The 23,492-nt window shown below is 67.8% G+C and carries 22 protein-coding genes; 11 read left to right on the forward strand and 11 right to left on the reverse strand.

Annotated elements, in window-relative coordinates; all coding sequences use genetic code 11:
- A complete protein-coding gene (locus EAX62_RS14560) occupies positions 1 to 861 on the reverse strand; it encodes an aldose epimerase family protein (RefSeq protein WP_121902444.1) in 861 nt (286 codons plus the stop codon).
- 71 nt (positions 862 to 932) lie between these two features.
- On the opposite strand from EAX62_RS14560, the gene EAX62_RS14565 reads away from it, so the two are divergent.
- The 4 genes from EAX62_RS14565 to sppA all read left to right on the forward strand — a co-directional run bounded on the left by EAX62_RS14565 (position 933) and on the right by sppA (position 5,505).
- Entirely contained in the window at positions 933 to 1,439 is a 507-nt protein-coding gene (locus tag EAX62_RS14565; protein ID WP_121902445.1) for a phosphoribosyltransferase, read from the forward strand.
- Entirely contained in the window at positions 1,432 to 1,647 is a 216-nt protein-coding gene (locus EAX62_RS14570) for a hypothetical protein (RefSeq protein ID WP_121902446.1), read from the forward strand. The genes EAX62_RS14565 and EAX62_RS14570 overlap by 8 nt, the downstream gene beginning before the upstream one ends.
- Positions 1,648 to 1,670: 23 nt before the next feature.
- Positions 1,671 to 3,725 (forward strand): transketolase, encoded by a 2,055-nt coding sequence (tkt, locus tag EAX62_RS14575; RefSeq protein ID WP_121902447.1) that lies wholly within the window; start codon positions 1,671 to 1,673, stop codon positions 3,723 to 3,725.
- A 91-nt stretch (positions 3,726 to 3,816) separates the two neighbouring features.
- Positions 3,817 to 5,505 carry a signal peptide peptidase SppA gene (gene sppA, locus EAX62_RS14580; RefSeq protein WP_121902448.1) on the forward strand — a complete coding sequence of 563 codons (1,689 nt, stop codon included), beginning with the start codon at positions 3,817 to 3,819 and terminating at the stop codon, positions 5,503 to 5,505.
- A 2-nt stretch (positions 5,506 to 5,507) separates the two neighbouring features.
- On the opposite strand, the gene EAX62_RS14585 is transcribed toward sppA, so the two are convergent.
- A complete protein-coding gene (locus tag EAX62_RS14585) occupies positions 5,508 to 6,716 on the reverse strand; it encodes an MFS transporter (protein WP_233557980.1) in 1,209 nt (402 codons plus the stop codon).
- A 145-nt stretch (positions 6,717 to 6,861) separates the two neighbouring features.
- Between EAX62_RS14585 and EAX62_RS14590 the strand changes: the two genes are divergently transcribed.
- The 3 genes from EAX62_RS14590 to dapC are packed head-to-tail and all read left to right on the forward strand — an operon-like array spanning position 6,862 to position 10,040.
- Positions 6,862 to 8,580, forward strand: a complete 1,719-nt coding sequence (locus tag EAX62_RS14590) for a VanW family protein (RefSeq protein WP_147454122.1) — start codon at positions 6,862 to 6,864, stop codon at positions 8,578 to 8,580.
- A gap of 45 nt (positions 8,581 to 8,625) precedes the next feature.
- Positions 8,626 to 8,946 carry a ferredoxin gene (gene fdxA, locus EAX62_RS14595; protein WP_121902451.1) on the forward strand — a complete coding sequence of 107 codons (321 nt, stop codon included), beginning with the start codon at positions 8,626 to 8,628 and terminating at the stop codon, positions 8,944 to 8,946.
- Positions 8,946 to 10,040: a succinyldiaminopimelate transaminase gene (gene dapC / locus EAX62_RS14600; protein WP_121902452.1), complete on the forward strand. Its 1,095-nt coding sequence runs from the start codon at positions 8,946 to 8,948 to the stop codon at positions 10,038 to 10,040. Before fdxA ends, dapC begins: the two co-directional genes overlap by 1 nt.
- Here dapC and EAX62_RS14605 read toward each other — a convergent pair.
- The 9 genes from EAX62_RS14605 to EAX62_RS14645 all read right to left on the reverse strand — a co-directional run bounded on the left by EAX62_RS14605 (position 10,018) and on the right by EAX62_RS14645 (position 18,935).
- On the reverse strand, positions 10,018 to 10,848 hold the full coding sequence (locus EAX62_RS14605) for a hypothetical protein (protein ID WP_147454123.1): 831 nt from the start codon (positions 10,846 to 10,848) through the stop codon (positions 10,018 to 10,020). The genes dapC and EAX62_RS14605 overlap by 23 nt on opposite strands.
- On the reverse strand, positions 10,848 to 11,780 hold the full coding sequence (dapD, locus tag EAX62_RS14610) for a 2,3,4,5-tetrahydropyridine-2,6-dicarboxylate N-succinyltransferase (RefSeq protein WP_121902454.1): 933 nt from the start codon (positions 11,778 to 11,780) through the stop codon (positions 10,848 to 10,850). Before dapD ends, EAX62_RS14605 begins: the two co-directional genes overlap by 1 nt.
- Positions 11,781 to 11,846: 66 nt before the next feature.
- Positions 11,847 to 12,524 (reverse strand): DUF4166 domain-containing protein, encoded by a 678-nt coding sequence (locus EAX62_RS14615; protein WP_121902455.1) that lies wholly within the window; start codon positions 12,522 to 12,524, stop codon positions 11,847 to 11,849.
- On the reverse strand, positions 12,521 to 13,159 hold the full coding sequence (locus tag EAX62_RS14620) for an SRPBCC family protein (RefSeq protein ID WP_121902456.1): 639 nt from the start codon (positions 13,157 to 13,159) through the stop codon (positions 12,521 to 12,523). The genes EAX62_RS14615 and EAX62_RS14620 overlap by 4 nt, the downstream gene beginning before the upstream one ends.
- Positions 13,160 to 13,654: 495 nt before the next feature.
- A complete protein-coding gene (locus EAX62_RS14625; RefSeq protein ID WP_121902457.1) occupies positions 13,655 to 14,725 on the reverse strand; it encodes an HNH endonuclease signature motif containing protein in 1,071 nt (356 codons plus the stop codon).
- Positions 14,701 to 15,093 (reverse strand): hypothetical protein, encoded by a 393-nt coding sequence (locus EAX62_RS14630; protein ID WP_121902458.1) that lies wholly within the window; start codon positions 15,091 to 15,093, stop codon positions 14,701 to 14,703. The genes EAX62_RS14625 and EAX62_RS14630 overlap by 25 nt, the downstream gene beginning before the upstream one ends.
- A 311-nt stretch (positions 15,094 to 15,404) precedes the next feature.
- Positions 15,405 to 16,277 carry a MaoC/PaaZ C-terminal domain-containing protein gene (locus tag EAX62_RS14635; protein ID WP_121902459.1) on the reverse strand — a complete coding sequence of 291 codons (873 nt, stop codon included), beginning with the start codon at positions 16,275 to 16,277 and terminating at the stop codon, positions 15,405 to 15,407.
- Positions 16,274 to 17,686: a 3-oxoacyl-ACP reductase gene (locus EAX62_RS14640; RefSeq protein ID WP_121902460.1), complete on the reverse strand. Its 1,413-nt coding sequence runs from the start codon at positions 17,684 to 17,686 to the stop codon at positions 16,274 to 16,276. Before EAX62_RS14640 ends, EAX62_RS14635 begins: the two co-directional genes overlap by 4 nt.
- A 1-nt stretch (position 17,687) precedes the next feature.
- Complete coding sequence (locus EAX62_RS14645; RefSeq protein WP_121902461.1) at positions 17,688 to 18,935, reverse strand: acetyl-CoA C-acetyltransferase; 1,248 nt, start codon at positions 18,933 to 18,935, stop codon at positions 17,688 to 17,690.
- A 77-nt stretch (positions 18,936 to 19,012) separates the two neighbouring features.
- Here EAX62_RS14645 and EAX62_RS14650 point away from each other — a divergent pair, with 77 nt between their 5' ends.
- Genes EAX62_RS14650 through EAX62_RS14665 form a run of 4 tightly spaced genes read left to right on the forward strand, consistent with a single transcriptional unit; the run spans position 19,013 to position 23,492 of the window.
- Positions 19,013 to 19,669: a TetR/AcrR family transcriptional regulator gene (locus EAX62_RS14650; protein WP_121902462.1), complete on the forward strand. Its 657-nt coding sequence runs from the start codon at positions 19,013 to 19,015 to the stop codon at positions 19,667 to 19,669.
- On the forward strand, positions 19,666 to 21,636 hold the full coding sequence (locus EAX62_RS14655) for an acyl-CoA dehydrogenase family protein (RefSeq protein WP_121902463.1): 1,971 nt from the start codon (positions 19,666 to 19,668) through the stop codon (positions 21,634 to 21,636). Before EAX62_RS14650 ends, EAX62_RS14655 begins: the two co-directional genes overlap by 4 nt.
- Before the next feature lie 45 nt (positions 21,637 to 21,681).
- A complete protein-coding gene (gene dapE / locus EAX62_RS14660) occupies positions 21,682 to 22,764 on the forward strand; it encodes a succinyl-diaminopimelate desuccinylase (RefSeq protein WP_121902464.1) in 1,083 nt (360 codons plus the stop codon).
- Positions 22,764 to 23,492 (forward strand): LOG family protein, encoded by a 729-nt coding sequence (locus EAX62_RS14665; protein WP_233557992.1) that lies wholly within the window; start codon positions 22,764 to 22,766, stop codon positions 23,490 to 23,492. The genes dapE and EAX62_RS14665 overlap by 1 nt, the downstream gene beginning before the upstream one ends.

A 23,492-nucleotide genomic window follows, 5' to 3' on the forward strand; every position in this document is an offset into this window, starting at 1 on the left:
TCAGCCCAGCGGACGCACGGCCACGTCCAGGGACAGTGTGTGGGAGCCCCCCGCGGGGACGGTCACCGCGCGGTGCTGGACGTTGCCCACCTCCACGCACACCATCTGCGTCCACTCCTCGCCCGCCCAGCCCGTCAACGACCGGGCGCCGTCGGGACCGGGATTCCACACGATGGTGCTGGCGGCGTCCCCCGGGGTGAGGGCGATGATGCGGTCGTCGTCCGTGATGGTGACGTTGCCGGGGGCGTCATAGATGCGGTCGGTGTGCCCGTGTATCCGCAGCACGTCGTCCGCGTCGTGCCACGCGGCCCCGTCGGTGTAGTCGCGATATCGGGTCCCGGCCAGGCCATCGATGACGACATCGGAGATGTGGGAGACGGCGAAGTAGCAGTGGAACGCCTCGTCGAGGACAAAACTGGTGCTGGGTGAGCCTGTCGTGAACGACAGGTGAAGGGTTTCGCCGAACTGTGCCTCGTGGCGGAACCAGATGTCGGAGGGGTAGGCATCGGCGCCCGGGAGGTGTGCGACCTCATCGCCGGAGCACTCCCACACCAGGGTGGTGGCCGCGTCGGACGTGGTGTCCTCGACGAGTCGCCACGGCACCCACCGCACCAGCCCGTGGGGGCGCGGGACGTCCACGTCGTCTCGTCCCCTGCCGAACCACGGTGCGCAGATCGGAATCCCGCCATGCACCTCGTCGTCGATGCCCACGAGGGCCTCGCGGCTCACGAACAGCACGTCACGCTGCCCCCGAGGTTGCCAACTGGTGACGGTGGCACCCAGATCCAGTGCAGCGCCGCGGCAGGTGGAGTTCACTGTGGTGCGCAGTCCGGCGGTGGCCAGCTCATCAGGTGTCGGCATGCGCACAAGATATCGGCTGCGGCTCGGGGCCGTCCGACTGGGCGGTCCAAGGGTGTGAGTAGCATGACCCCATGGCAGAAGAAGCGGTCGCCGCCCCGGAGCGCGAAGTCCTCACCTGGTCCGAACTGGGCGAGGTCACCGACCACCTGGCCCAGCAGGTGGCGGCGTCCGGTTTCCGCCCCGACGTCATCATCGCCATCGCCCGGGGAGGTCTGGTGCTGGCCGGGAGCCTCACCTACGCACTCGACGTGAAACTGGTGGACGCCATCAATGTTGAGTTCTACGTGGACGTCAACGAGACGCGCCCGGATCCCATCCTGCTTGCCCCCATGCTCGACAGCGCCTCGATCGCCGAGCAGAAGATTCTCATCGTCGACGACGTCGCCGACTCCGGGCGGACGCTGGCGCTGGTCATCAAGCTGTTGCGGGGTTTCGGCGCAGACGTTCGCAGCGCAGTGGCGTACCACAAGCCCCGCAGCATCGTGGCTCCCGACTTCTCCTGGCGCCACACCGAAGCCTGGATCACGTTCCCGTGGTCGGCCAACCCGCCCATCGTGCGCAGGGGGGACCGTGGCTGAGATCCGCAAGCACAACCCGGAATCCGGTGACGGCCTCGGCGACCTGGTGCGCCGGGCACTGGGTGAGACAATCCGTCCCACCCCGCCCGGGCAGCAGGCCACATCGGAGACAGGGGACCCCCACCACGGGAGCACGCCGCCCGAGGACGAACCGCGCGCGGATGCGCTGCCGACCTGGCCTTCGGACGGACCCACCTTCACGTTCTGACGTCGCACGTTAGGATCGTCTGCATGACTCTTGACTGGACTGATTCCGACTCCCGCGCGGTCGATGTCGCCCGCATTCTCGCCGTCGACGCCGTGGAGAAGGTCGGCAATGGACACCCCGGAACCCCCGTCTCGCTGGCGCCGTTGGCCTATCTGCTCTACCAGAAGGTCATGCACCTCGACCCGACCGACGACATGTGGTTGGGCCGGGACCGCTTCGTTCTCTCCGCCGGGCACGCCTCCCTGACCCAGTACACCCAGCTCTACCTCGCGGGATGCGACATGGAGCTCGACGACATCAAGTCCTTGCGCACCTGGGGTTCCAAGACCCCCGGCCACCCCGAGTTCCACCACACGAAGTTCGTGGAGTGCACCACCGGTCCGCTCGGTGCGGGAATCTCCAACGCCGTCGGCATGGCCGTGGCAGCCCGCAAGGAGCGTGGCCTCTTTGACCCCGACGCGCCGGCGGGGGAATCCCCGTTCGACCGCACCATCTACTGCATCGCCGGCGACGGCTGTCTCCAGGAGGGCATCTCCAGCGAGGCGTCCTCGCTGGCCGCAACCCAGAACCTCGGCAACCTCGTGCTGTTCTACGACGACAACCGCATCACCATTGAGGGCGGGACCAACATCTCGTTCACCGAGGACGTCTCCGCCCGCTACGCCGCCTACGGCTGGCACGTGCAGCACGTCGACTGGACCAACGGTGGCACTGAGTACGTGGAGGACATGGACGCGCTCAACGCCGCCATCGAGGAGGCCGCGAGCGTCACGGACAAGCCGTCGTTCATCCGGTTGACCACGGTGATCGGCTGGCCGCTGCCGAACAAGGCGGGCGACCACTCGGTGCACGGCTCCAAGATCGGCGCCGACGAGATCTCCGCACTGAAGAAGGAGCTCGACTTTCCGGACGAGCCGTTCACCTTCGACGAGTCCATCGTCGAGGGTACGCGCGCCAACGTGGCCGAGCGGGGCCGCGCAGCCCGCAAGGCGTGGGACGCGAAGTTCGCGACGTGGCAGCAGGCCAACCCTGAGCGCAACGCCCTGCTGGAGAGGGTCCGGGCCAGCAAGCTTCCTGAGGACCTGAGCCTGCCGGTCTTCTCGGACGCGAAGATGTCCACGCGCAAGGCCTCCGGTGAGGTGCTCAGCGCGCTTGCGTCGCAGCTGCCCGAGCTGTGGGGCGGCTCCGCCGACCTCGCAGGCTCCAACAACACCACCATGAAGGGCGAGCCCAGCTTCCTGCCCGAGTCACGGCAGACCCCGGACTGGCAGGGCAACCAGTACGGCCGCACCTTGCACTTCGGGATCCGTGAGCACGCCATGGGCGGCATCGTGAACGGCATCACCCTGTCCGGCCTGACCCGCGCCTACGGCGGCACGTTCCTCGTCTTCTCCGACTACATGCGCCCCGCCGTGCGGTTGGCCGCCATCATGGGGATCCGCAGCACGTTCGTGTGGACGCATGACTCCGTCGGCGTTGGCGAGGACGGCCCCACCCACCAGCCCGTCGAGCACCTCGCCGCGTTGCGCGCCATCCCGAACCTCGACGTGGTCCGACCGGCCGATGCCAACGAGACGTCGGTGGCGTGGGGTGAGATCCTGCGCCGCAACGACAACCCCGCCGGCCTGATCCTGTCGCGGCAGGACCTCCGCAACGTTGATCGTGGCGAGGAGTTCGCTTCTGCTGATGGTGTCGCCAACGGCGCCTACGTGCTGCGTGAGGCCTCGGGTGATGTGGCGCTGATCATCATCGCCACCGGCTCCGAGGTGGAGGTGGCACTCGACGCGCAGGACAAGCTGGAGGCCAAGGGTATCTCCACGCGCGTGGTGTCCATGCCGTGCCAGGAGTGGTTCGACAAGATGGATCCCGAGTACAAGGAGTCCGTGCTCCCGGCGGCCGTGACGGCGCGCGTCAGCGTGGAGGCCGGCATTTCCATGGGGTGGGCCAAGTACGTGGGCACCGCCGGTGCGACGGTGTCGCTGGAGCACTTCGGTGCCTCTGCCTCCGGGGCCAAGTGCTTCGAGGAGTTCGGCTTCACCGGCGCCCACGTCGCCGAGGTGGCCAGCTCGCTCGTCTGAGCCGAACGCGCAGTACGGGGAGGGGGTCGCTTCGGCGGCCCCCTCCCCGTGCGATCCCGTGGTGCCCATCAGGGGCAGGTACCGTGGGGCCATGGTTTTGCGAGAGATTGTTGATCTGTTGACGTCACGTGATGGCCGCGTCGTGCTGGAGTTGGACCTGGCCCGTGGACTGGTGGAGGTCCGGCCGCGGAACCCGCTGGCCGCGCTCCAGATCCTCAATGCCACCGGCATGGCCACCCTCCGTGACCACCTGTCCCGGGCAGCCCGCGACGACAGGGTGGCGGGCCTCATCGTGCACGCCGTCGAGTGCGGACAGCCCATGCCCGTGATGGAGGAGGTGGGCGACCTCGTCGAGGAGTTCGGCCGCCACAAGCCCACGGTGGCGTGGGCCGAGTCCTACGGTGAACTCGGGAACAGCTTGTCGGCGTACCTTCTGGCGACGGCGGCGCACAAGGTGTGGGTGCAGCCCTCCGGCGATCTGGGCATCGGCGGCGCCGAGGTCAGCATCGTCCTCGCCAAGGGCATGCTGGAGAAGGCGGGCATCACCCCGCAGTTCGGGAAGCGCTGGGAATACAAGACGGCAGCGGACCAGTTCGCCGCCGACGACGTCACAGAGGCCAACAGGGAGATGATGACCCGGCTCGGCCAGTCTCTCGTGGAGGAGGCCGTGACCACCATCGCGCGCCGCCGGGGCATCGACGCGGCACGTGTCTGGGAGGGCGTCAACGACTCGCCCCTCACACCGGAGAGGGCGCAGGACCTCGGCCTCGTGGACCGCATCGGCTACCGCGATGAGGTGTACACCGAGGCCCTCGACGAATGGCACGGCGAACCGGAGGACCTCCGCTTCGTGCACCGCTGGTCCCCGAAGCGCGACCTCGCCAAGGTGCTGCGGCGCAGCCCCGGCGGCAAGGTCGCCGTGGTGTCGGTGCGTGGCTCCATCGTGACGGGCCGCGGTGCGGCCAGCCCACTCGGAGGCGAAAGCGTCGGCTCCGACGTCGTGGACGAGCATCTCCGCGCCGTCCTGCGGGACGACGACATCCGCGCCGTCATCCTGGACATCAACAGCCCGGGCGGCTCCGCAGTGGCCTCCGACTTCATGCGCCGCTCCGTGTTGCGCGTGCGTGAATCGGGTCGCCCCGTCATCGCCCGCATGGGGGCTGTCGCGGCCTCCGGCGGCTACTACGCCGCCATGGGCGCCGACGAGATCGTCGCGCAGGCGTCCACACTGACCGGCTCCATAGGGGTGCTCGCCGGCAAGTTCGTCACGGCCGGGCTGTACGAGAAGCTCGGTCTGAAGCGGGAGTCCATTCGTATTGGTGCCCGCGCCGGCATGCTGTCGTCGTCCACTCCCTTCACCGAGGATGACTGGGCGAAGCTCGACGAGAGCCTTGACCGAATCTACGAGACGTTCACGTCCCTTGCGGCGCATGACCGCGGCATGGAGTTGGACGAGCTGAGGGCACTGGCCAAGGGGCGTGTCTGGACGGGGGCTGATGCGGCTGCCAACGGTCTCGTCGACCACATCGGCGGCTGGCGCCTCGCCTGGGAGCGGGCGTGCATCCTCGCCGACCTGAATCCCGAGACGGCCAGCATCACCCGCCTGTCGCACTTCGGGCCCTTCGAGCGTCTCATGCCTGCCACCTCCAGTGAGTCACGCTCCACCACGTCCCTCGTGCCAGCGGTTGGCTCGGAGGATCTGCTGATGCGCGCTGCCACCTGGCTGGGTCTGCCCGTCAACGGTGCGCTCAGTCTCCCCGGACGCATCGACGTGGGCTGAGGTCAACTCCGGGAGATGGCCAGGAACTCCCGGTCCAGGGCGCGGGGGATGAACGCGGCGTACACGGCGCCGGCGAACAGGATCACGCCCCCGATGGCGAAGGCCACCTGGAAGGACCACACGTCCAGCACCACACCCGCCACCAGGGGGCCGAAAATGGAGCCGAGGTCGGTCACCATGGAGAACGCCGCCACCGGTGGCCCGCCGCGGCCCTGGGTGGCGTCGCCGACTGCGGCTGTGGGGGCCGTGCCCTGCATGGCCGCGCCCACCCCGTAGACGCACAGCACCAGCACGAGAACCCAGATGTTGCTCGAGAACGGCATGGCGATGGCGGCCACGCCGCACACGATGCCGGAGACGATCATGACGGGCCGTCGACCGATGCGGTCCGTTGCGTTGCCCGCCGGCAACAGCATGGCGGTCTGCGCCACGGCCGCGATGGCGAAGGCGATGCCCGTCCAGTACGTCTCCAGCAGCAGGGCCTCGGTCACGAACAACGGGATGAACGCATTGCGCACCCCCAGCGACTGCCAGCCCTGACCCAGAGCCACCATGCACGCGGCCTGGTAGCGGATGTCCCGGATCACCTCACGGAAGCGGCGGGGCGTGCGCTTGTGGGCTGCCGGGGGCAGGGTCGCCCGGGCTGGCAGCATGGTCACGGTGAAGCCTGCACACACCACCAGCATCACTGCGTAGAAGTAGAAGGGCGCCTGCAGCGAGATCCCGCTCAGCAGACCACCGAGCGCCGGCCCCGTCATGTTCCCCAGGAGGAATCCCCCCTGGTAGAGGCCGGACGCCCGGCCGCGCAGATGCTCAGGCGCGGTCGCGAGCAGCAGGTTGATGGCGGAGATGGTGAAGGTGGCCGATCCGATGCCGCCCAGACCTCGCGCGATGAGCATGATCTGGAGGGTGGGTGCCAGAGCGGTCGCAACAGTGGAGACGGCCACGATCAGCACCCCCACGGTGATGGCGTTGCGTTCCCCCAACCTGCGCCCGATGGCGGGTGCGAATGGACTGGTCACCAGGCGCGCGGCCGCGAAGAGGCTGACCACGAGACCCAGTTGGAAGTTGGTGGCCTCGAAGGTTTTCGCGAAAGGGGTGAGCACCGGAATCACGACGCCGAAGCCGACGGCCACGAGTAGTGCTGTGACGGACAGCACCCACGTGGTCCTGGGCAGGCCACTGGCATTCAACCGGTTCTTCAATGACAAGGAGGGAGACCCTTCTGGAGGTGCCGCACGCGGGCACGCGCCGATCCTAGCCGCACCCTGAGGCGCGCTTTTGGGCCCACGCGGGGGCTTTACGTACGATTGGGGCCGTGGTCACGCATGTGCCCCACATACGAGAGGCCAGGAATTGAGCGCGAAGAAGACGACCACACGCCGTCGCCGGACGTGGATGTTCGCCGGCATCCTCGGTTTGCTGGTGCTCGTGGGCGGCTCGTGGGTGGGCGCGCACTTCGCCGCTGGGGATCAGGTTCCAACCAATGCGACAGTCGAGGGCGTGGCCATCGGTGGCCTCAGCCCCTCCGCCGCTGAACAAAAACTCAAGGATGAACTGGACCCCAAGTACGCGTCGGCCATCACCGTCGCGGGGGACTCCGACGTCAGCGTCACCCTTGACCCGTTGGAGAGCGGCCTCGCGCTGGACTACGCCGCTGCCGTGCGATCCGCCGGGGGTGGAGCCAGCTGGAACCCCGTCGACATCTGGCGCACCTTCACAGGTGGAACAGACGCGGAGCTGCCGAAGCTCGTGGACCAGGCGCAACTCTCCTCGGTCCTCGAAGCAGACGCCGACGCATTCTCCAGCGATGCCACCGACGCCACCCTGGCCTACGTCGATGGTGCCATCGCCCGGACGGACGGCACCCCTGCCACCCAGCTCGACGTGCCCGCCACCACCACCGCAGTGGCGGCGGTGTTCGAGCAGGGCGGGACCGAAGCGGCCGCCGTCGTGAAGGAGACCCCGCCCTCCGTCACCACCGCCATGGTGGATGACGCCGTCAAGGCCTACGCAGAACCCGCCATCTCGGGCCCCATCACCATCACGTCCACGGACGGCAGCTTCGAGATCACCCCCGAGCAGGTGGCGGCGGTCACCACGTTCGCCGCCGAGGGTGACTCGCTGACGCCCCAGACCGACGCCGAGAAGCTCATGGAACTGACGGCGAAGGCCCAAAGCGGACTCAAGCTCGCCGTCACCAAGGATGCGTCCTACACGATGACTGGCGGTGCCATCACGGTGGTTCCCGCAGTCGACGGATCCACCATCGACCCCGAGGCGCTGGCTTCGGCCATGGCCTCCGCGGCGGTGAAGACCGGCGACGAGCGCACGGCCAGCGTCGAGGTCACGAAGAAGCCGGCTGACTTCACCACCGCCCAGGCGGAGAAGCTGAAGCCCACGGAGGTCATCGGGGAGTTCACCACCAAGTTCCCCTACGCCGCCTACCGCAACACCAATCTCAGCAAGGCCGCCAGCAGCGTCAACGGGACCGTCCTGCTGCCGGATGAGGTGTTCAGCCTGAACGAGACGCTGGGTGAGCGCACGGCCAAGAACGGTTACGTCGACGGCTACGTCATCAACGGTGGCGTGCTCGTCAAGGAGCCGGGTGGCGGTATCTCGCAGAGCTCCACCACCTTGTTCAACGCCGCGTTCTTCGCGGGCTACGAGGACGTGGAACACAAGCCACACTCCCTGTACTTCAACCGGTACCCGGCCGGCCGCGAAGCCACCATCTATTACGGCAAGCTGGACATGCGGTTCCGCAACAACACCGAGTACCCCGCCTACATCCAGGGTTATGTCAGCAAGGCCTCGTCAGGGAATCCGGGCAGCATCACCTTCAAGATCTGGTCCAACAGGACCTGGGACAAGGTGGAGTCCACTGAGCTCGTGAAGTCCGATTACTACACCGGCTCCACGCGTACCCTGAAGGGCCCCAAGTGTGAGCCGCAGGCACCCATCCAGGGCTTCTCGGTGAGCTGGAAGCGCCTCTTCTACAAGGGTGGCGCCGTTGCGAAGTCAGAGGACTGGTTCTGGAAGTACTCCGCCGGTGATCGGATCGTCTGCGAGTAGCCGCGACCGCTAAGCTGATCGACAAGTGGAGAAGGAGTTACAACTGTGACCTACATCATCAGTTTGCCCTGCGTGGACATCAAGGATCGTGCCTGCGTCGAGGAGTGTCCCGTCGACTGCATCTATGAGGGCGACCGCATGCTCTACATCCATCCTGAAGAGTGTGTGGATTGTGGAGCCTGCGAACCGGTGTGCCCCGTCGAGGCCATTTATTACGAGGACGACGTCCCGGCGGAGGAGGCACAGTTCTATGACGTGAACGTGCAGTTCTTCGACGAGATCGGCTCACCCGGAGGTGCCGCGAAGCTCGGCCCCATCCCCGGGGACCACCCCATCGTCGCCGCACTGCCGCCTCAGGAACAGTGATGTCGCTGGCACGCAGCCTGCCGGATTTCCCATGGGATTCTCTGGCAGGTCCCAAGCAGCGTGCCCTGCACCACCCCGACGGGGTCGTGGACCTGTCCGTCGGGACCCCCGTGGACCCGACGCCCCAGCTGGCGCGTGATGCGCTGGCCGCCGCCTCTGATGCACCCGGCTACCCCACGGTGTGGGGTGCCCCCGCCACACGGCAGGCCGTCATCGGTTACCTCCGGGACCGGTGGAACTCCGTGCCGCTGACCCACGAGTGCGTCATGCCCGTCATCGGCACCAAGGAACTCGTGGGTTGGCTGCCGGAGTTGCTGGGGCTCGGTGACGGCGACGCCGTCGTGTTCCCCGAGTGCGCCTACCCGACGTACGGCGTGGGCGCCCAGGTGGCCGGCGCCCGCCTCGTCCCGCTCGACGACCCGGCGCTCCTCCCGGCCGACGCGAAGCTGGTGTGGATCAACTCGCCCGCCAACCCGACAGGCGCCGTGTTGTCCCTGGAGCAGTTGCGAGCCTGGGTTCAGGCCGCCCGGGACCGTGGTGCGGTGTTGGCCAGCGATGAGTGCTACGGCGAATTCGCGTGGGAGCAGGAGGCGATCTCAGTCCTCGACCCACGTGTCAACGACGGTGACCTCACGGGTCTGCTGGCAGTGCACTCCATCTCCAAACGATCCAACGCCGCCGGCTACCGCGGCGGTTTCGTCGCAGGCGACCCATCCGTTGTGGCGGAACTCATCGGCGCCCGCAAACACCTCGGCATGATGCTGCCAGCCCCCATCCAGGCGGCCATGGCGGCGCTGCTCAGCGACCAGGGGCACGTCGAGGAGCAGCGGGAGCGCTACCTGGGGCGCCGTCGTGTTCTGCGCCCGGCACTGGAGGAGGCGGGTTTCAGGATCGAGCACTCTGAGGGCGCCCTGTATCTGTGGGCCACCCGCGACGAGCCGTGCCGCGACACCATTGACTGGCTCGCGGAGCGCGGCATTCTGGCCGCCCCCGGCGACTTCTACGGTGAGGCCTCCAACCGTCACGTCCGGCTGGCCCTGACGGCGCCCGACGAGCGAATCGCCGCCGCCGCTAGCCGACTACGCGCAGCGTGAGCTGGGCGGTCCCGGACGGCAGTGGGGCCCGGGCAGTGTGCCAAGCACCCTTGGGCCCCTGCTCCCACGCCTGATCTTCCACGATCGCCGACTGGATCCCGCCCCCATTGGTGTGGGTCAGGGCCAGTTGGGTTGCAGCCCACAGCGCGGTCCCGTCGTCGGCGGTGATGGTCACGATGTTGCCCTCGGTGGTGATTTCCACACCCGGGACCGCTCGCATGACGGAGTCGAACGCGTCCACGTTGCCCGCCTCCTCGCTGCGGTCCACACACGCCAGTGAGCCGGGTCGGCTGCCGCGCAGCGAACCGGCGAGCGCCACCGCATTTGCCTCGTGCTTGCGGTAGGCCTCGGGGAACCCACTGCGCTGAACCTTCTGGGCCATGTCATTGACGTCGACGGATTCCCATCCGTCGAACTTCACGAGTTCCTCGTAGAAGCGCGCAGACGAGTACCACGGGTCCATGATCTCTGCTTCCGTGCCCCAGCCGTAGCTGGGCCGCTGCTGGAAAAGGCCCAGCGAGTCGCGGTCGCCGTAGTCGAGGTTGCGCAGGCCGGATTCCTGCCAGGCCGTGGCGAGTGCCACCACGGCAGCTCGTTCGGGGAGTCCGGCCTTGAAGGATGCCGCAACGATAATGGCCGCATTGCCGGCCTGTTCCTCCGTCAGGGCCGAGCGCCCCTCATCGAGTGTGACGTAGCAGCGCTCGGCCACGAGTCCGTTCATGAATGATTGGTAGCCGCGCCACGCCCCGAAAGCGGCTGCCCCGAGCAGGACCACCACCACCAGGGTCCAGACAACGGATCTCCGCATCAGTTGGCGTGCAGGTCCGCGTTGAGCGCGATGCCCGCGCCGTGGCGGGTGCGGGCGGTGACCCGGCCGTTGGTGGAATCGCGGAGGAACAGCAGGTCGTTGATGCCTGAGAGTTCGCGTGCCTTCACCACGGTGCCGTCGTTCAGCGTCACCTTGGTGCCGGCGGTGACGTAGAGGCCGGCCTCGACCACACAGTCGTCACCCAGCGAGATGCCGATGCCGGCTTGTGCGCCGAGGAGGCAGCGCTCACCGATGCGGATGACCTCCTGGCCGCCCCCCGAGAGGGTGCCCATGATGGACGCGCCGCCGCCGATGTCGGAACCGTCGCCCACCACCACACCGGCGGAGACCCGCCCCTCCACCATGGAGGTGCCGAGCGTGCCGGCGTTGAAGTTCACGAATCCCTCGTGCATGACCGTGGTGCCGGAGGCCAGGTGTGCGCCGAGGCGGACACGGTCTGCGTCGGCGATGCGAACGCCACTGGGGGTGACGTAGTCGATCATCCGTGGGAACTTGTCGAGGCTGTAGACGATGAGGTATTCGCCGCGGGCGCGCAGCAGGGCGCGGACCCTGTTGACGTCCTCGACGCGGATGGGGCCGCGGCTGGACCAGGCATTGTTCGGAAGCTTCCCGAAGATACCGTCGAGATTCAGACCGTGCGGCTGCACCAGCCGGGTGCTCAGCAGGTGCAGGCGCAGGTAGGCGTCCTCCACGCCAAGGGGCGGCTCGTCGAGCGAGATGCTGGTGCGCACCACCTTGGTCTCCACCTGGCGCATGTCGTCGTCGTACTGCGCCTCGACGAGAGCCGCCGGTGCGTCGTCGGTAACGTCATTGCCCAACGCCGGCTTCGGGTACCAGGTGTCGAGAACGGCGCCGGTGCTGTGGACGGTGGCCAGGCCCCAGGCCCAGGCAGAACGGGTGGTGTCGGTCATGCGGACGAGTCTAGTGGCGACGCCTGACAGCAGACAGTCGGGAGGGCGCGCCGGAGCCTGGCTGGTTCAGTCCCTGCACTCATGGCGGACGGGCTTGAGCCGGTCGGGTGCCCCGCCGGCCGGTGGGAATTCGCAGGTGAAGGTTCCGCTGTAGCCGAAGAGGAAGCCGAAAACGGGGTTCCTGACCTCGAGATGGATGCGGTACAGCGCCGCGGACTCGTCCCAGTTCTCCCGCAGGACTGCCTTGCCGCTGAAGATCATGGGGAAGTTGAAGCCCAGCCACCCCTCGTAAAGGCGTTGTGAGTGTGTGGTCAGGAGGAGGGACCCGTCGGTTTGCACCTTCATGTCGAGGTCGACGGCGAGGTGCTGGTGGGTTCCGAGATAGTCGATGATGCGTTGCCGTCCCTCGCTGTAGATCATCGTGGCGTCGAACCTGCTCGTCCTGTGTGGCCGGGCCTGGAACTCGCGGACAAAGGTGACGGTCTCCCGGCCAAAGGGATCCCGGTACGGGTAGTTCTCGATGGTCAGGGGGACGTCGTGACCGACATCGGGGATGAGGATGTTGCGGATCTTGCCGATGTGCAGGAAAGGGACCGTCCACCACGGGCCTCGGCGGATTTCGTCCATGTGACCGTGGCCGACGCAGGCATAGCCGGCGTCGAGGCCGACGCCGAAGCGCTTCTGCATCATGGGGTGGAGCCGGGTGAAGTCCTCGCCCAGTGCCCGTTCGAAGATTGACGTCACGGAGTTTCCAGCCCTTCCAGTGTGGCGGGCGCATCGTCCATCACGGAGGCGTCGCGGGTCGGCGGTCGGCGGAGGCAACGGGCCGCCCTCGGACGTTGGGAGCGCCACAGCATGAATGTGCTGACGACGGGCCAGCGCCCGGGCTCCTCCCCGGTCTCTGCCCACATGCGGAGACGGTCAAAACTCAGGGCCGTCATCCACCCGATGAGTCGGCGGGTGACGAGCCGGTCCATGAGTGCTCCCACTGCGCCAAAGCCGGGTTCGTAGTCATAGCCGGTGATGAAGCGCGTCCCCGTCGCCGTGGGCACGTAGCGCCAGTAGCCGCGGCCCTCACCCATCGGTGAGAGGCGATCGTCGGTGGCGAACTTGAGGGCCGAGGTCCTCGAGCCGTCCGGCCGGGACCGCTCGCCGACGGAGACTCCGACGCCCTTCAGCGTGTGGAACGGCAGGGAGCGTTCGTAGACGAAGCGGTAGCCGCCCGCCGGGAGCTCCTCCACAGGGGTGATGCGGCTGAACCGCAGATCCCAACGCGGATGGGCGTCGGTGTCCTGCGTCAGTTCCCACACCCGCTCCAGCGGCGCCTGAATCTCCACCTCCACGTAGAGGGGTGTTCGGCGTCGACGAGGGGTACCCATGCCGGAAGCGTAGCGGCGCCAGCATCCACCCCACCCGCGCTCATGCGGGGGGACGGATGAGGGGGCAACCCCGCTCACCCTCAGCACTGGATCAGCTGCAGCCCCACCCGACGCTCCCGTGCGGGGTTGGGCATCGTTGGGCGTCCTCTCCCACAGGAGTGGGTTCACGGTTCCCCCGGCGCCCACATTGGGGAGTGGTTTCACGGTTCCCCCGGCGCCCACATTGGGGAGTGGGTTCACGGTTCCCCTGGCGCCCACGCGGGGAGTGGGTTCACGGTTCCCCCGGCGCCCACGCGGGGGAGTGGGTTCACGGTTCCCCCGGCGCCCACGCGGGGGAGTGGGTTCAGGTTCGCCGGGCGCCCGCGCGGGGGAGTGGGTTCACGGTTCCCCCGGCGCCCACGCGGGGGAGTGGGTTCAGGTTCGCCGGGCGTTCCTCGGGAGTGGAGCAGGGACAGCCAGGCGCCCGCGCTGAGGAGTGGCTCACACGGCGCGCACTCACCCGGAGGCGTGGAGCAGGGGCGGGGCTCCCGGTTCGGCGGGCGAGTGGAGCGGTGGTGGCCGGGATCCGCGGGCCGCCTCGTCCGTGGTGGGGGGCGGGGATGCCCGGCTGGTGAATCGCTGGGTTCGGCCGGGTGGCGTCACCACAGCCTGACCGGTGTCCGGGTCGATGTGGATGATCCAGCGGTCCCCGGGGCGGCTCCACCGGTCGGGTTCCACGAGTTGGTGGTGATGCGGACACAACAACACCAGATTCCACAACGCTGTGGCACCGCCTGCCCACCACGGCTGCAGATGGTGCGCCTCGCAGGCCGAGTCCGGGGCGCTGCACTGGGGAAACACGCATCCACCGTCGCGCAGGCTCAGGGCTTTCCGGATGGCCGGGGTCACCAGGCGCTGCGTGCGGCCCACGTCCAGGATCTCCGAGGGGCCGCCAAGGACGACGGGCATGAGGTCGGCGTCGCAGCACAACCTGCGCAGGTCCCCGGCGGTGATCGTGGCCCCCCGGGCCAGCACCCCTGCCCGCTCCGCACGCTCCCTCAGGTCCTCCTCCCGGATGGTCACCACGATCCGGGGCCGGTCCCCAATGCTGGTGGGGGCGTCACGGTGGTCGACCACGATCTGGATGAGGGCATCGGCGCGGCGCTGCTCGGGTGTGCGGTTGATGTCCTCGGCTGCCTGGTCCCGCATCACGCGGGGTCCGGGGTCGGTGGCGCGGGTGGCCCTGAACCTGTCCCTGGCCGCACGGCGATCCGACTCCACATAGGCCTCCACCAGACTGATCAGGGGTGCCGCCTCCAGATGCGGCAGGGACCCGTGCAACCACGTCGACCCGTCCCCGTCATCACCCCACCGCAAAGACCGCTTGCTGAACGCCCGGCGTCGTTGCCGCTCCAACCGTGCCGCCTCATCCTCACCCGTGGGCACCAGTTCGGGGGCGACCTCGGCCAGGACCTGCGGCGCCAACTCCGCCAGACGCCCCGGCGTGTTCCTGGCAGCCCGGTCCAGGAACGCCTGCTCCGCCCGCAACGTCTGCTCCGCCGTCAGCACCGACGGCAACTGCGCCATCCCCTTCCCGATCGCGCCGCATGCCGGGACGACACCGTGCCAGCCAGGGCAGCCTCCTTGACCGCCGCATACCGGGCCAGGTCGCGGGCCTGGAACACCTGCCGCGCCGCGTCGTGGGAATCCCGACCCTCATCCACCCCGATCAACGACGTGATCGGTGTCCCCGTCGCCGCCACCGAACTCTGCGAGGCCTCATCAGTGAGCACACACGCCAACGACACCGCACGATCCTCAAAACTCCGGGCCCTCTTCATCAACACCAACCGCTCCGGCGCCGAAAGCCTGACCCGCTCATCGTGGTCAATCGAGGACATCACAGCCTCCAGCGCAGTCAGCGCCTCCGCCGTGGTCCGCCACCCCTGCTCCATGAACCAAACCTACGGACCACCACTGACATTTTTTGAACAGGTGATCTATTCTTTGGGCTTTTCTTTTCTGACCCGCGCCCAGCCGCAGTTTCCCTTCTGAACGGGACGGGTGCCGCCTGCGTCATCAGGGTTGTGGGTGGGGCTCCCTGCACCATCAACTCTCCGCGCGTCGGACAAGCTTCTGGGTCGCTTCCTCCTCGGCCGTGTCGATCCCGGTGTGGGCGTAGGCCGTCGGTCACATCGTGCCGTCGTCGAGGGCCGCTTCGTCTCCGCCGGAGCACAAGCGGGTGATACGCCGTGGACTACGCCTGTCAGGGCATGGGGTCGGTGACCCGTCCCACCAGCGAGGGCGCGTCGGAACCGGGGCGCGCGACCGCGAACCGCCACACGCCGTCGGCCTCATCGGCAGCGAAAGTGGCCTTCGTGGGCAGCATCAGCGGCTTCGTGAAGGCCACGTCGACGCTGAAGGTCTGCGGTAGCCGCGGGCCCAGGGAGGACAGCGCCTTCGCGTGGGTCCACATGCCGTGGATGATGGGCCGCTTGAACCCGAACGGACGCGAGGTCAGCGGATACAGGTGGATGGGGTTGCTGTCACGCGACACTTCCGCGTACTGCCGCCCCAGGTCAGCGGGCAGCTGCCACAACTGGCTCGCTGGCACCTCCGGCGGGGACAGTCTCGCCGCGGGCGGGGGAGCGGGGGCATCCGTGGTCGCCCCCATGGCCATGTAGTTGCTGCGTCCCGACCATGCCAGCTCATCCCCGACGTGGATCTCTCCGATGAGGTTGAACGTGACGCCCCGCTTGTGGGGGGCCAGGTTGTCACTCCAGACGGCGATGCGAAGTTCGTCGGTGAGCGTCACTGGACGGTGCAGGGTCATGTGGTTCGTGACGTGCACCACCCCGGCCAGCGGGAAGGGGAAGTCCCGCCCCACCATTAGTGCCGCGTGCAGCGGGAACGTGAGTACGTGCAGCCAGGTGGCGGGAACCTGGTTGCGCAGCGTGAAGCCGCACACCCGGTTGTAGGCCGCCAGCCTTCCCGCATCCTGGTGGTGCTTCTCCACCACTAGGCTGCGCGCAGGCAGACCCGCCTTGGCGCCGGGGCGCCCCACCGCGGTCAGCATCCCCGTGGCGATCAGGCCACCGACGTCGGGGAGTTCCTTGAGTGTCGTAACCGTGCGCATCATGCACCCACCAGGTTCTGCCCGCACACCCGGATCACCTGTCCGTTGACACCGCCGGAGGCGGGGTCGCAGAGGTGCACGATGGTTTCGGCCACATCCACCGGTTGTCCACCCTGCTGGAGGGAGTTCGTGCGGCGGAAGATCTCCCGGGACACGAAGGGGATGGCAGCAGTCATGTCTGTCTCGATGAAGCCGGGAGCCACTGCGTTGGCGGTGATGGGGCGATCCGCCAGTTCCTCGGCCATGGCCCACACCAAACCCATCACGCCCGCCTTCGAAGCCGCGTAGTTGGTCTGCCCCTTGTTGCCGGCCACGCCGGAGGTGGACGCGATGCCGACGATGCGTGCGCAATCGGCGAGGCCACCCGGCAGATCCCGGTCCAGCAGCACCGCGTCGATGCGGATCTCGGCGGCGAGATTGACCTCCAGCACGGAGCCCCACAGCTTCTCGTCGAGGTTGGCGAGCATCTTGTCCCGCGTGATCCCGGCATTGTGGACGATCGCCCAGATCTTCGTGTCTCCGCCGTGGATGGAGGCCACGTGCCTGGCAATCCGTGCACCGGCGTCGTCAGCCGTGATGTCCAACTGCAGTGCGGAGCCACCCAGTTCGTTGGCCACGGCGCTGAGGTTTTCACCGGCAGCGGGGACGTCGACGGCCACCACGGTGGCGCCGTCGCGGGCGAAGGTGCGGGCGATGGCAGCCCCGATGCCGCGTGCAGCCCCCGTCACCACCACGATGCGGCCAGCGAACGGTGCGCCGCGATCGGCGCCGGTCGTCCCCTCGTCCCCGTCCTTGCGTGGTGCGATGCGCCACGCCTGGCCGTCGACGAAGGCGGACCGGCCCTCGAGCAGGAACGACACGCTGGAGGAGAGATCCCCGGCAGTCGCACCCTCTGTGAGGAACAACAGGTTCGAGGTGGACCCCCCGCGCAGTTCCTTGCCGATGGTGCGGTTGATGCCGTCGATGCCTTGGGCGACTGCCTTGGCCTCCAGCCCGTCGACGGCGCTGGCGTCGGTGGCGAGGATGATGATGCGACCGGAGCGCTCAAGCCCCCGCATGGCGGGACGCAGCACCTGCCGCAGCAGTTCCAGCTGGCCGATCTCGCGCACGCCGGTGGCGTCCACCACGAGCGCGCCCGGACGTGTGGAATAAGCAGGGGGAACGTCGCGGCCGCGCTCATCCTTGGTGCGGTGTTCGGGTACGTCGACGAGCGCGGTGGAGGGCGCGATCCCCAGGAGGCTCAGCGTCTCGGCTCCCACCCCGCCGCCCGGCAGGGTGGCCAGGGCTGTGTGGCCGGTGGGTTCTGTGCGTCCGCGACGCAGCTTCGGTGGGTCAGCCAACCCCGCCCTGCGTGCGACTGCGCGCCCCGGGCGGGTGTTGTACAGGGTCTCCAGGAAACTCGTGCCCGTCATGTCAGATCCCCTCCAGAATTGCGGTGACGCCCTGGCCACCGGCCGTGCAGATGGACACCAGCCCCCGGCTGCCCGGGCCCTTGGCGGCGAGCATCTTCGCCAGCGAGGCGACGATGCGCGCGCCGGTGGCGGCGAAGGGATGCCCCGCTGCCAGTGAGCTGCCGTTCACATTCAGCTTCGAGGGGTCGACGACGCCAACGCCGCCCTGTTCCAGCGCCTTGATGGTCGCCAGAGCAGTCGAGGCGAAGGCCTCGTGGATCTCGAGGAAGTCGAAGTCGTCCAAGGTCAGGCCGTTGCGCTCCAGAAGCACGGGAATGGCGCGGGTGGGCGCCAGAAGGAGGTCCTCGGCGCCCGTGACGTAGTCCGCGGCGCCCAGTTGCGTGTCGACGATGCGGGCCAGGGTGGGCCACCCGTGTTCCTTCGCCCACTCCTCCTCGGCCATCAGGACGAGGGCTGCGCCGTCGCTCAGTGCGGTCGAGTTGCCGGCCGTCATGGTGGCGTCGTCGCCGCGTCCGAAGACGGGTTTCAGTGCCGCGAGCTTGTCAGCGGTCGTGTCAGCGCGCAGGACTGTGTCCCGTGTGACGCCCAGGTAGCCGGTGACAAGGTCATCGAAGAACCCCGCATCCCAGGCCTTCGCGAGGTTGCGGTGTGACGCAAGCGCCATCTCGTCCTGCGCCTCGCGGGTGATGCCCCACTTGCGCGTGGTGATCGCCTGGGACTCACCCATGGACAGTCCTGTGCGGGCCTCGTTCACGGTGGGTGGGACAGGTATGAGGTCGGCAGGGACCAGGGAGGCGAAGGCCTTGACCCGGTCAAGGACGCTCTTGGCGCGCGACGCCGTGAGCATGGCCCGACGAAGCGCCTCGCTGACGACGATGGGGGCATCCGAGGCGCTGTCGGCGCCACCCGCGATGCCGTTGTCGATCTGACCGAGCCGGATCTTGTTGGCGATTGTCGCGATGGCCTCCATGCCGGTGCCGCAGGCCATGGCGACGTCCGTGGCGGGTGTGTGGGGCGAGAGGGCAGAGCCCAGGACGGCCTCTCGGGTCAGGTTGAAGTCGCGGGTGTGCTTGAGCACGGCCCCGGCAGTCACCTGCCCCATCTGCTGTCCCGCAAGCCCGAACCTCGCCACCAGTCCGTCGAGGGCGGATGTCAGCAGGTCCTGTGCGGAGGCGGCCGCGAAACGGCCTCCTGCCTTTGTGAAGGGCGTGCGGTTGCCGCCCACCACCACTGCGTTGCGAAGCACCATATTGGGGATCCTCCTCGGTGAAGATTGTCTGAAACCCAGAGTAGCAGGTACTGGGAGTGTGCGGTACGCTGAGTTGCATGAACATGACGGTGACCGATGGCCGGACCACCCGGTGGGACGAACACAACGCCCAGCGTCGACGCGATCTGGTCGAGTCCACCCTGCGCGCCATCCGGCGGCACGGGCCGGGCGTGGGCATGGACGAGGTGGCGGCCGAGGCCGGCACATCGAAGACCGTGATCTACCGCCACTTCGGAGGACGCACGGGGCTCTACACAGCCGTGGTGGAATCGGTCCACGAGTTCATATGGTCGCGGCTTCGCCACCACATCTCCGGCGCCGGTCCACTGGAACCCGCTGAACTCGTGCGCGAACTCACCGACACCTACCTGGCGCTCGTTGAACGGGACCCGCACATCTACCAGTTCGTGGTCACCCGTCCGCTGGGGGAGAGCTCGGTGGAGGACCCCGTCACCGGCATCACAGGTCGCATCGGCAACGAGGTGGCGGAGGCTTTCCGCGCCTGGCTGCGCAGCGAGGGGCTCGATCCCCGGGCCGCCAACACCTGGGGCCACGGTGTCGTGGGCTTCGTGTGGGCCATTGCCGACAAGTGGATCACCACAGGGCACCAGCGACCACGCGCCGACATCGTCGATTTCACCGTTCGCCTGTTCGAACCAGCATTCATCCATCAGCAACCCACACCGCGCAGCCCCGAAAGGACCGCATCATGACCACACCCACCGGTCACGGACTCATGGTGGCCCTCGATGGCCCCTTCCATGCAGTCAAGGACCACTGGCGGTCCAGCATCACCGCGGACGACGTGGTCCGCGACCCCTCCCAGTCCCTTCCCGAGGCGCGTGCCTGGGCCCTCCAGCACCTCGTCGACATCGCCAACCGCGGCTATGCCGTTGCAGGATTCCCGGGGCATCCGGGCAGCGTCGCGGAATCGGTCGCGCACTTCGAGATGATGGCGCTGGGGGACCTGTCGCTCAACATCAAGGCCGGCGTCCAGCACGGACTCTTCGGTGGGGCCATCACCAACCTGGGCACGTCGTGGCACCACGAGACCTTCATCGACGACGTCATCTCGTGTGAGCTGACGGGCTGCTTCGCCATGACCGAGCTTGGACACGGGTCGGACGTGTCGTCCGTGGAGACCACCATCACCTACCTCCCTGACACCGACGAGTACGAGATCCACTCGCCGACGCCCAGCGCCACGAAGGCCTACATCGGCAATGCCGGCCAGGACGGCAAGATGGCCGTCGTGTTCGGCCAGCTCCTGGTGGGTGGCACCAGCGAGGGCGTCCACGCAGTCCTGGTACCCATCCGGGACAGCAACCTCGACGACCTACCCGGCGTCACCACCGGTGACCACGGCCACAAGGGCGGGTTGCTGGGTGTCGACAACGGATTGCTCACCTTCGACCACGTGCGCGTTCCCCGGACGATGCTGCTCAATCGCTACGGCGGCGTTGGCGATGACGGCGTGTACACCTCACCAATCGCCAGCAAGAACGCCCGGTTCTTCACCATGCTCGGCACTCTCGTGCGGGGGCGAATCTGCGTCGGCAGCGGCGCTGCCATGGCCACCCGCAAGGCTCTGAGCATCGCCACCCGGTACGCGTTGCAGCGCAAGCAGTTCCGCAGGCCGGGGATGGGGTCGGAGGTGACCCTGCTGGACTACCAGAGTCACCAGCGCAAGCTCATGCCCAACATCGCCAAGGCGTACGCCTACGGGTTCGCCGTCAACGAGGTCAGCCAGCACCTGCAGCGCGTGACCGACGCCGTCGGGCAGGACCCATCCGCCTCCAGGGAGCTGGAGACGCGGGCGGCCGGGCTCAAGGCCGTGCTGACACGATGGGCCAACGACACCATCCAGGTGTGCCGCGAGTCGTGCGGCGGTGCCGGGTACATGAGCGAGAACGGCATCACGCTGATCCGCCAGGACGCCGACATCTTCGCCACCTTCGAGGGGGACAACACGGTCCTCCTGCAGCTCGTCGCCAAGGCGCTGCTCGTTGACTACAAGAAGACGTGGGGCGACATGGACCTGCGTGGTACCGCGCAGGCCACGGCCAAGCTGCTCGGTGGGCGTTTCATGGAGCGCACCACCGCCGGTTCCACCATCAGTCGTCTGGTGGCCAACGCCAAGGTGAAGCCGGAGTCCGAAAGGCTCCACGCACGCGGCTGGCAGGTGGAGATGTTCGAGTTCCGTGAGCAGCACCTCGTCGAGACGCTGGCGCGCCGGATGCGGGCGGCCTCGAAGGTGCCCGAGGACGCGGTGTTCGACGCCGTGAACGAGTGCCAGGAACACATGTTGGAAGCGGCGCGCGCCCATACGGACCGCACGGTGCTGGAGGCGTTCGTGGGGGGCATCTCGCAGTGCCACGACGAGTACATCAAGGCGCTGCTCATCAAGATCTGCGACCTCTACGCACTGGCCACCATCGAGGAGAACCGGGCCTGGTACATGGAGCACAACAGGATCGACGGCGCCCGCAGCAAGGCGATCTCCGCTGCCGTGGAGTCGTTGAACATGCAGCTCCGTGACAAGGCCCTCGAGCTCGTTGAGGGCATGGGTGTGCCCGAGGCGTGGACCTCATCGGCCATGCTGCGGGACGCGGGCGGTCAGAACGCGTCGGGGTCGTACGTGCGAGTCCACCACCTTCCGGTCACGGAACCCGCGGTGTGACCAGTGGCGCGGGAGGTCGCCGCGGGCAGCGATAGGGTCGCCAGCATGCGCTTGGACCTGACAACTGACCTCGTGACGCTCCTACAGGCGATCACCGACGTGGAGAGCGTGTCCGGGAACGAACGCCAGCTGGCCGACATGGTGGAGGAGGCGTTGAGCGCGCACGACCACCTCGAGGTGCGGCGCGACGGTGACTGTGTCATCGCTCTCACCCACTTCGGCCGCCAGCAGCGCGTCGTCATCGCCGGTCACCTCGACACCGTCCCCATTGCCAACAACCTCCCCAGTTCTCTGGAGGAGACACCGGAGGGGCTGCACGTCGTGGGGCGGGGCACCTGCGACATGAAGGGCGGGGTGGCGGTCCAGTTGAAACTGGCCGCCGAGCTGACGGATGCCACCCGTGACATCACGTGGCTGTTCTACGACCACGAGGAGGTGGGGGCGGAGCTGAACGGGCTGAAGCGTCTGGCCGACAACTCCCCGGAACTCCTCGAGGCCGATTTTGCGGTGCTCATGGAGCCCACGGACGCCACCATTGAGGGCGGGTGCCAGGGAACCTGCCGGATCCGCATCACCGTGCCCGGCAGGGCCGCCCACAGCGCGCGGTCGTGGCTGGGTGTCAACGCCATCCATGGCCTGTCCGACGTGCTCGACCGACTCAATGCCTATGAGGCGCGGGACGTCGACGTCGAGGGCCTCACGTACCGGGAGGGCTTGAACGCCGTTCTGGTCTCCGGGGGGGTGGCCGGCAACGTGATCCCGCCATCGTGTGACATCGACATCAACTACCGTTTTGCACCCGACAAGGAGCCACAGGACGCCATTGCCGAGCTGGCACGTGTCTTCGACGGATATGGGTTCGAGGTCACGGACATGTCTCCGGGCGCACGCCCGGGACTCGACCAGGAGATCGCACAGGACTTTGTGGCGTCCGTGGGCGCCACACCCAGGCCCAAGTACGGCTGGACCGACGTGGCCCGGTTCTCGGCACTCGGCATTCCCGCTGTGAACTACGGCCCGGCGGACCCGTCCCTGGCCCACACCGACAACGAATACTGTCCCGCTGACCAGCTGGACACCTGCGCCGACGGCCTGCGCCGCTGGCTCACCATTGAACAGGAGGCATGATGCGAATCGAACGCAGACAGGGCGCCGTCGTCCTGCGGGGTGCCGAACACGAGGCGCCCACCGCGGACCAGGCGCTGCTCGACAGCCCTGAGCCCGACTGGCAGCACAACGACCCGTGGCGCGTGCTGCGAATTCAGGCGGAGTTCGTGGAGGGCTTCGACGCGCTGTCACAGCTGCCGTCGGCCGTCAGTGTCTTCGGATCTGCACGGACGACGCCGGACCAGCCCATGTACAAGAACGCGGAGTTGCTCGGGAGGAGACTGACCGAAGCCGGCTTCGCCGTGATCACGGGCGGCGGCCCCGGGGTGATGGAGGCGGCCAACAAGGGCGCGCTGGAGGCTGACGGCCTGTCCGTGGGGCTCGGTATCGAGTTGCCGTTCGAGCAGGGTCTGAATGCCTACGTCTCCCTGGGCGTGAACTTCCGGTACTTCTTCGCACGCAAGACGATGTTCCTGAAGTACTCGCGCGGTTTCATCGCCATGCCTGGCGGTTTCGGCACCTTCGACGAACTGTTCGAGGCGCTGACGCTGATCCAGACGAAGAAGGTCACCCACTTCCCCGTGGTGCTGTTCGGCACGGAGTTCTGGTGCGGACTCCTGGACTGGGTGCGGGGCAGCGTGCAGCAAGGCGGCTTCATCTCGGACGGCGACCTGGACCTCGTGACCATCACCGACGACATCGACGAGGCAGTGGCCGCCATGGGCCTTCCCAACGGCAGCGTGGGCTGA

This window comes from Tessaracoccus antarcticus (assembly GCF_003688855.1).
In the GTDB taxonomy this organism is placed as follows: Bacteria; Actinomycetota; Actinomycetes; order Propionibacteriales; family Propionibacteriaceae; genus Arachnia; species Arachnia antarctica.

Excerpts from the sequence above, each read along its gene's own strand:
- EAX62_RS14635 (WP_121902459.1), bottom strand. The coding sequence starts at position 16,277 with ATGATGCGCACGGTTACGACACTCAAGGAACTCCCCGACGTCGGTGGC.
- EAX62_RS14565 (WP_121902445.1), top strand. The coding sequence starts at position 933 with ATGGCAGAAGAAGCGGTCGCCGCCCCGGAGCGCGAAGTCCTCACCTGG.
- tkt (WP_121902447.1), top strand. The coding sequence starts at position 1,671 with ATGACTCTTGACTGGACTGATTCCGACTCCCGCGCGGTCGATGTCGCC.
- EAX62_RS14665 (WP_233557992.1), top strand. The coding sequence starts at position 22,764 with ATGCGAATCGAACGCAGACAGGGCGCCGTCGTCCTGCGGGGTGCCGAA.
- sppA (WP_121902448.1), top strand. The coding sequence starts at position 3,817 with ATGGTTTTGCGAGAGATTGTTGATCTGTTGACGTCACGTGATGGCCGC.
- EAX62_RS14625 (WP_121902457.1), bottom strand. The coding sequence starts at position 14,725 with ATGGCGCAGTTGCCGTCGGTGCTGACGGCGGAGCAGACGTTGCGGGCG.
- EAX62_RS14630 (WP_121902458.1), bottom strand. The coding sequence starts at position 15,093 with ATGGAGCAGGGGTGGCGGACCACGGCGGAGGCGCTGACTGCGCTGGAG.
- dapE (WP_121902464.1), top strand. The coding sequence starts at position 21,682 with ATGCGCTTGGACCTGACAACTGACCTCGTGACGCTCCTACAGGCGATC.
- dapC (WP_121902452.1), top strand. The coding sequence starts at position 8,946 with ATGTCGCTGGCACGCAGCCTGCCGGATTTCCCATGGGATTCTCTGGCA.
- EAX62_RS14560 (WP_121902444.1), bottom strand. The coding sequence starts at position 861 with ATGCCGACACCTGATGAGCTGGCCACCGCCGGACTGCGCACCACAGTG.
- EAX62_RS14650 (WP_121902462.1), top strand. The coding sequence starts at position 19,013 with ATGAACATGACGGTGACCGATGGCCGGACCACCCGGTGGGACGAACAC.
- EAX62_RS14640 (WP_121902460.1), bottom strand. The coding sequence starts at position 17,686 with ATGACGGGCACGAGTTTCCTGGAGACCCTGTACAACACCCGCCCGGGG.
- dapD (WP_121902454.1), bottom strand. The coding sequence starts at position 11,780 with ATGACCGACACCACCCGTTCTGCCTGGGCCTGGGGCCTGGCCACCGTC.
- EAX62_RS14620 (WP_121902456.1), bottom strand. The coding sequence starts at position 13,159 with ATGGGTACCCCTCGTCGACGCCGAACACCCCTCTACGTGGAGGTGGAG.
- EAX62_RS14605 (WP_147454123.1), bottom strand. The coding sequence starts at position 10,848 with ATGCGGAGATCCGTTGTCTGGACCCTGGTGGTGGTGGTCCTGCTCGGG.
- EAX62_RS14655 (WP_121902463.1), top strand. The coding sequence starts at position 19,666 with ATGACCACACCCACCGGTCACGGACTCATGGTGGCCCTCGATGGCCCC.
- EAX62_RS14645 (WP_121902461.1), bottom strand. The coding sequence starts at position 18,935 with ATGGTGCTTCGCAACGCAGTGGTGGTGGGCGGCAACCGCACGCCCTTC.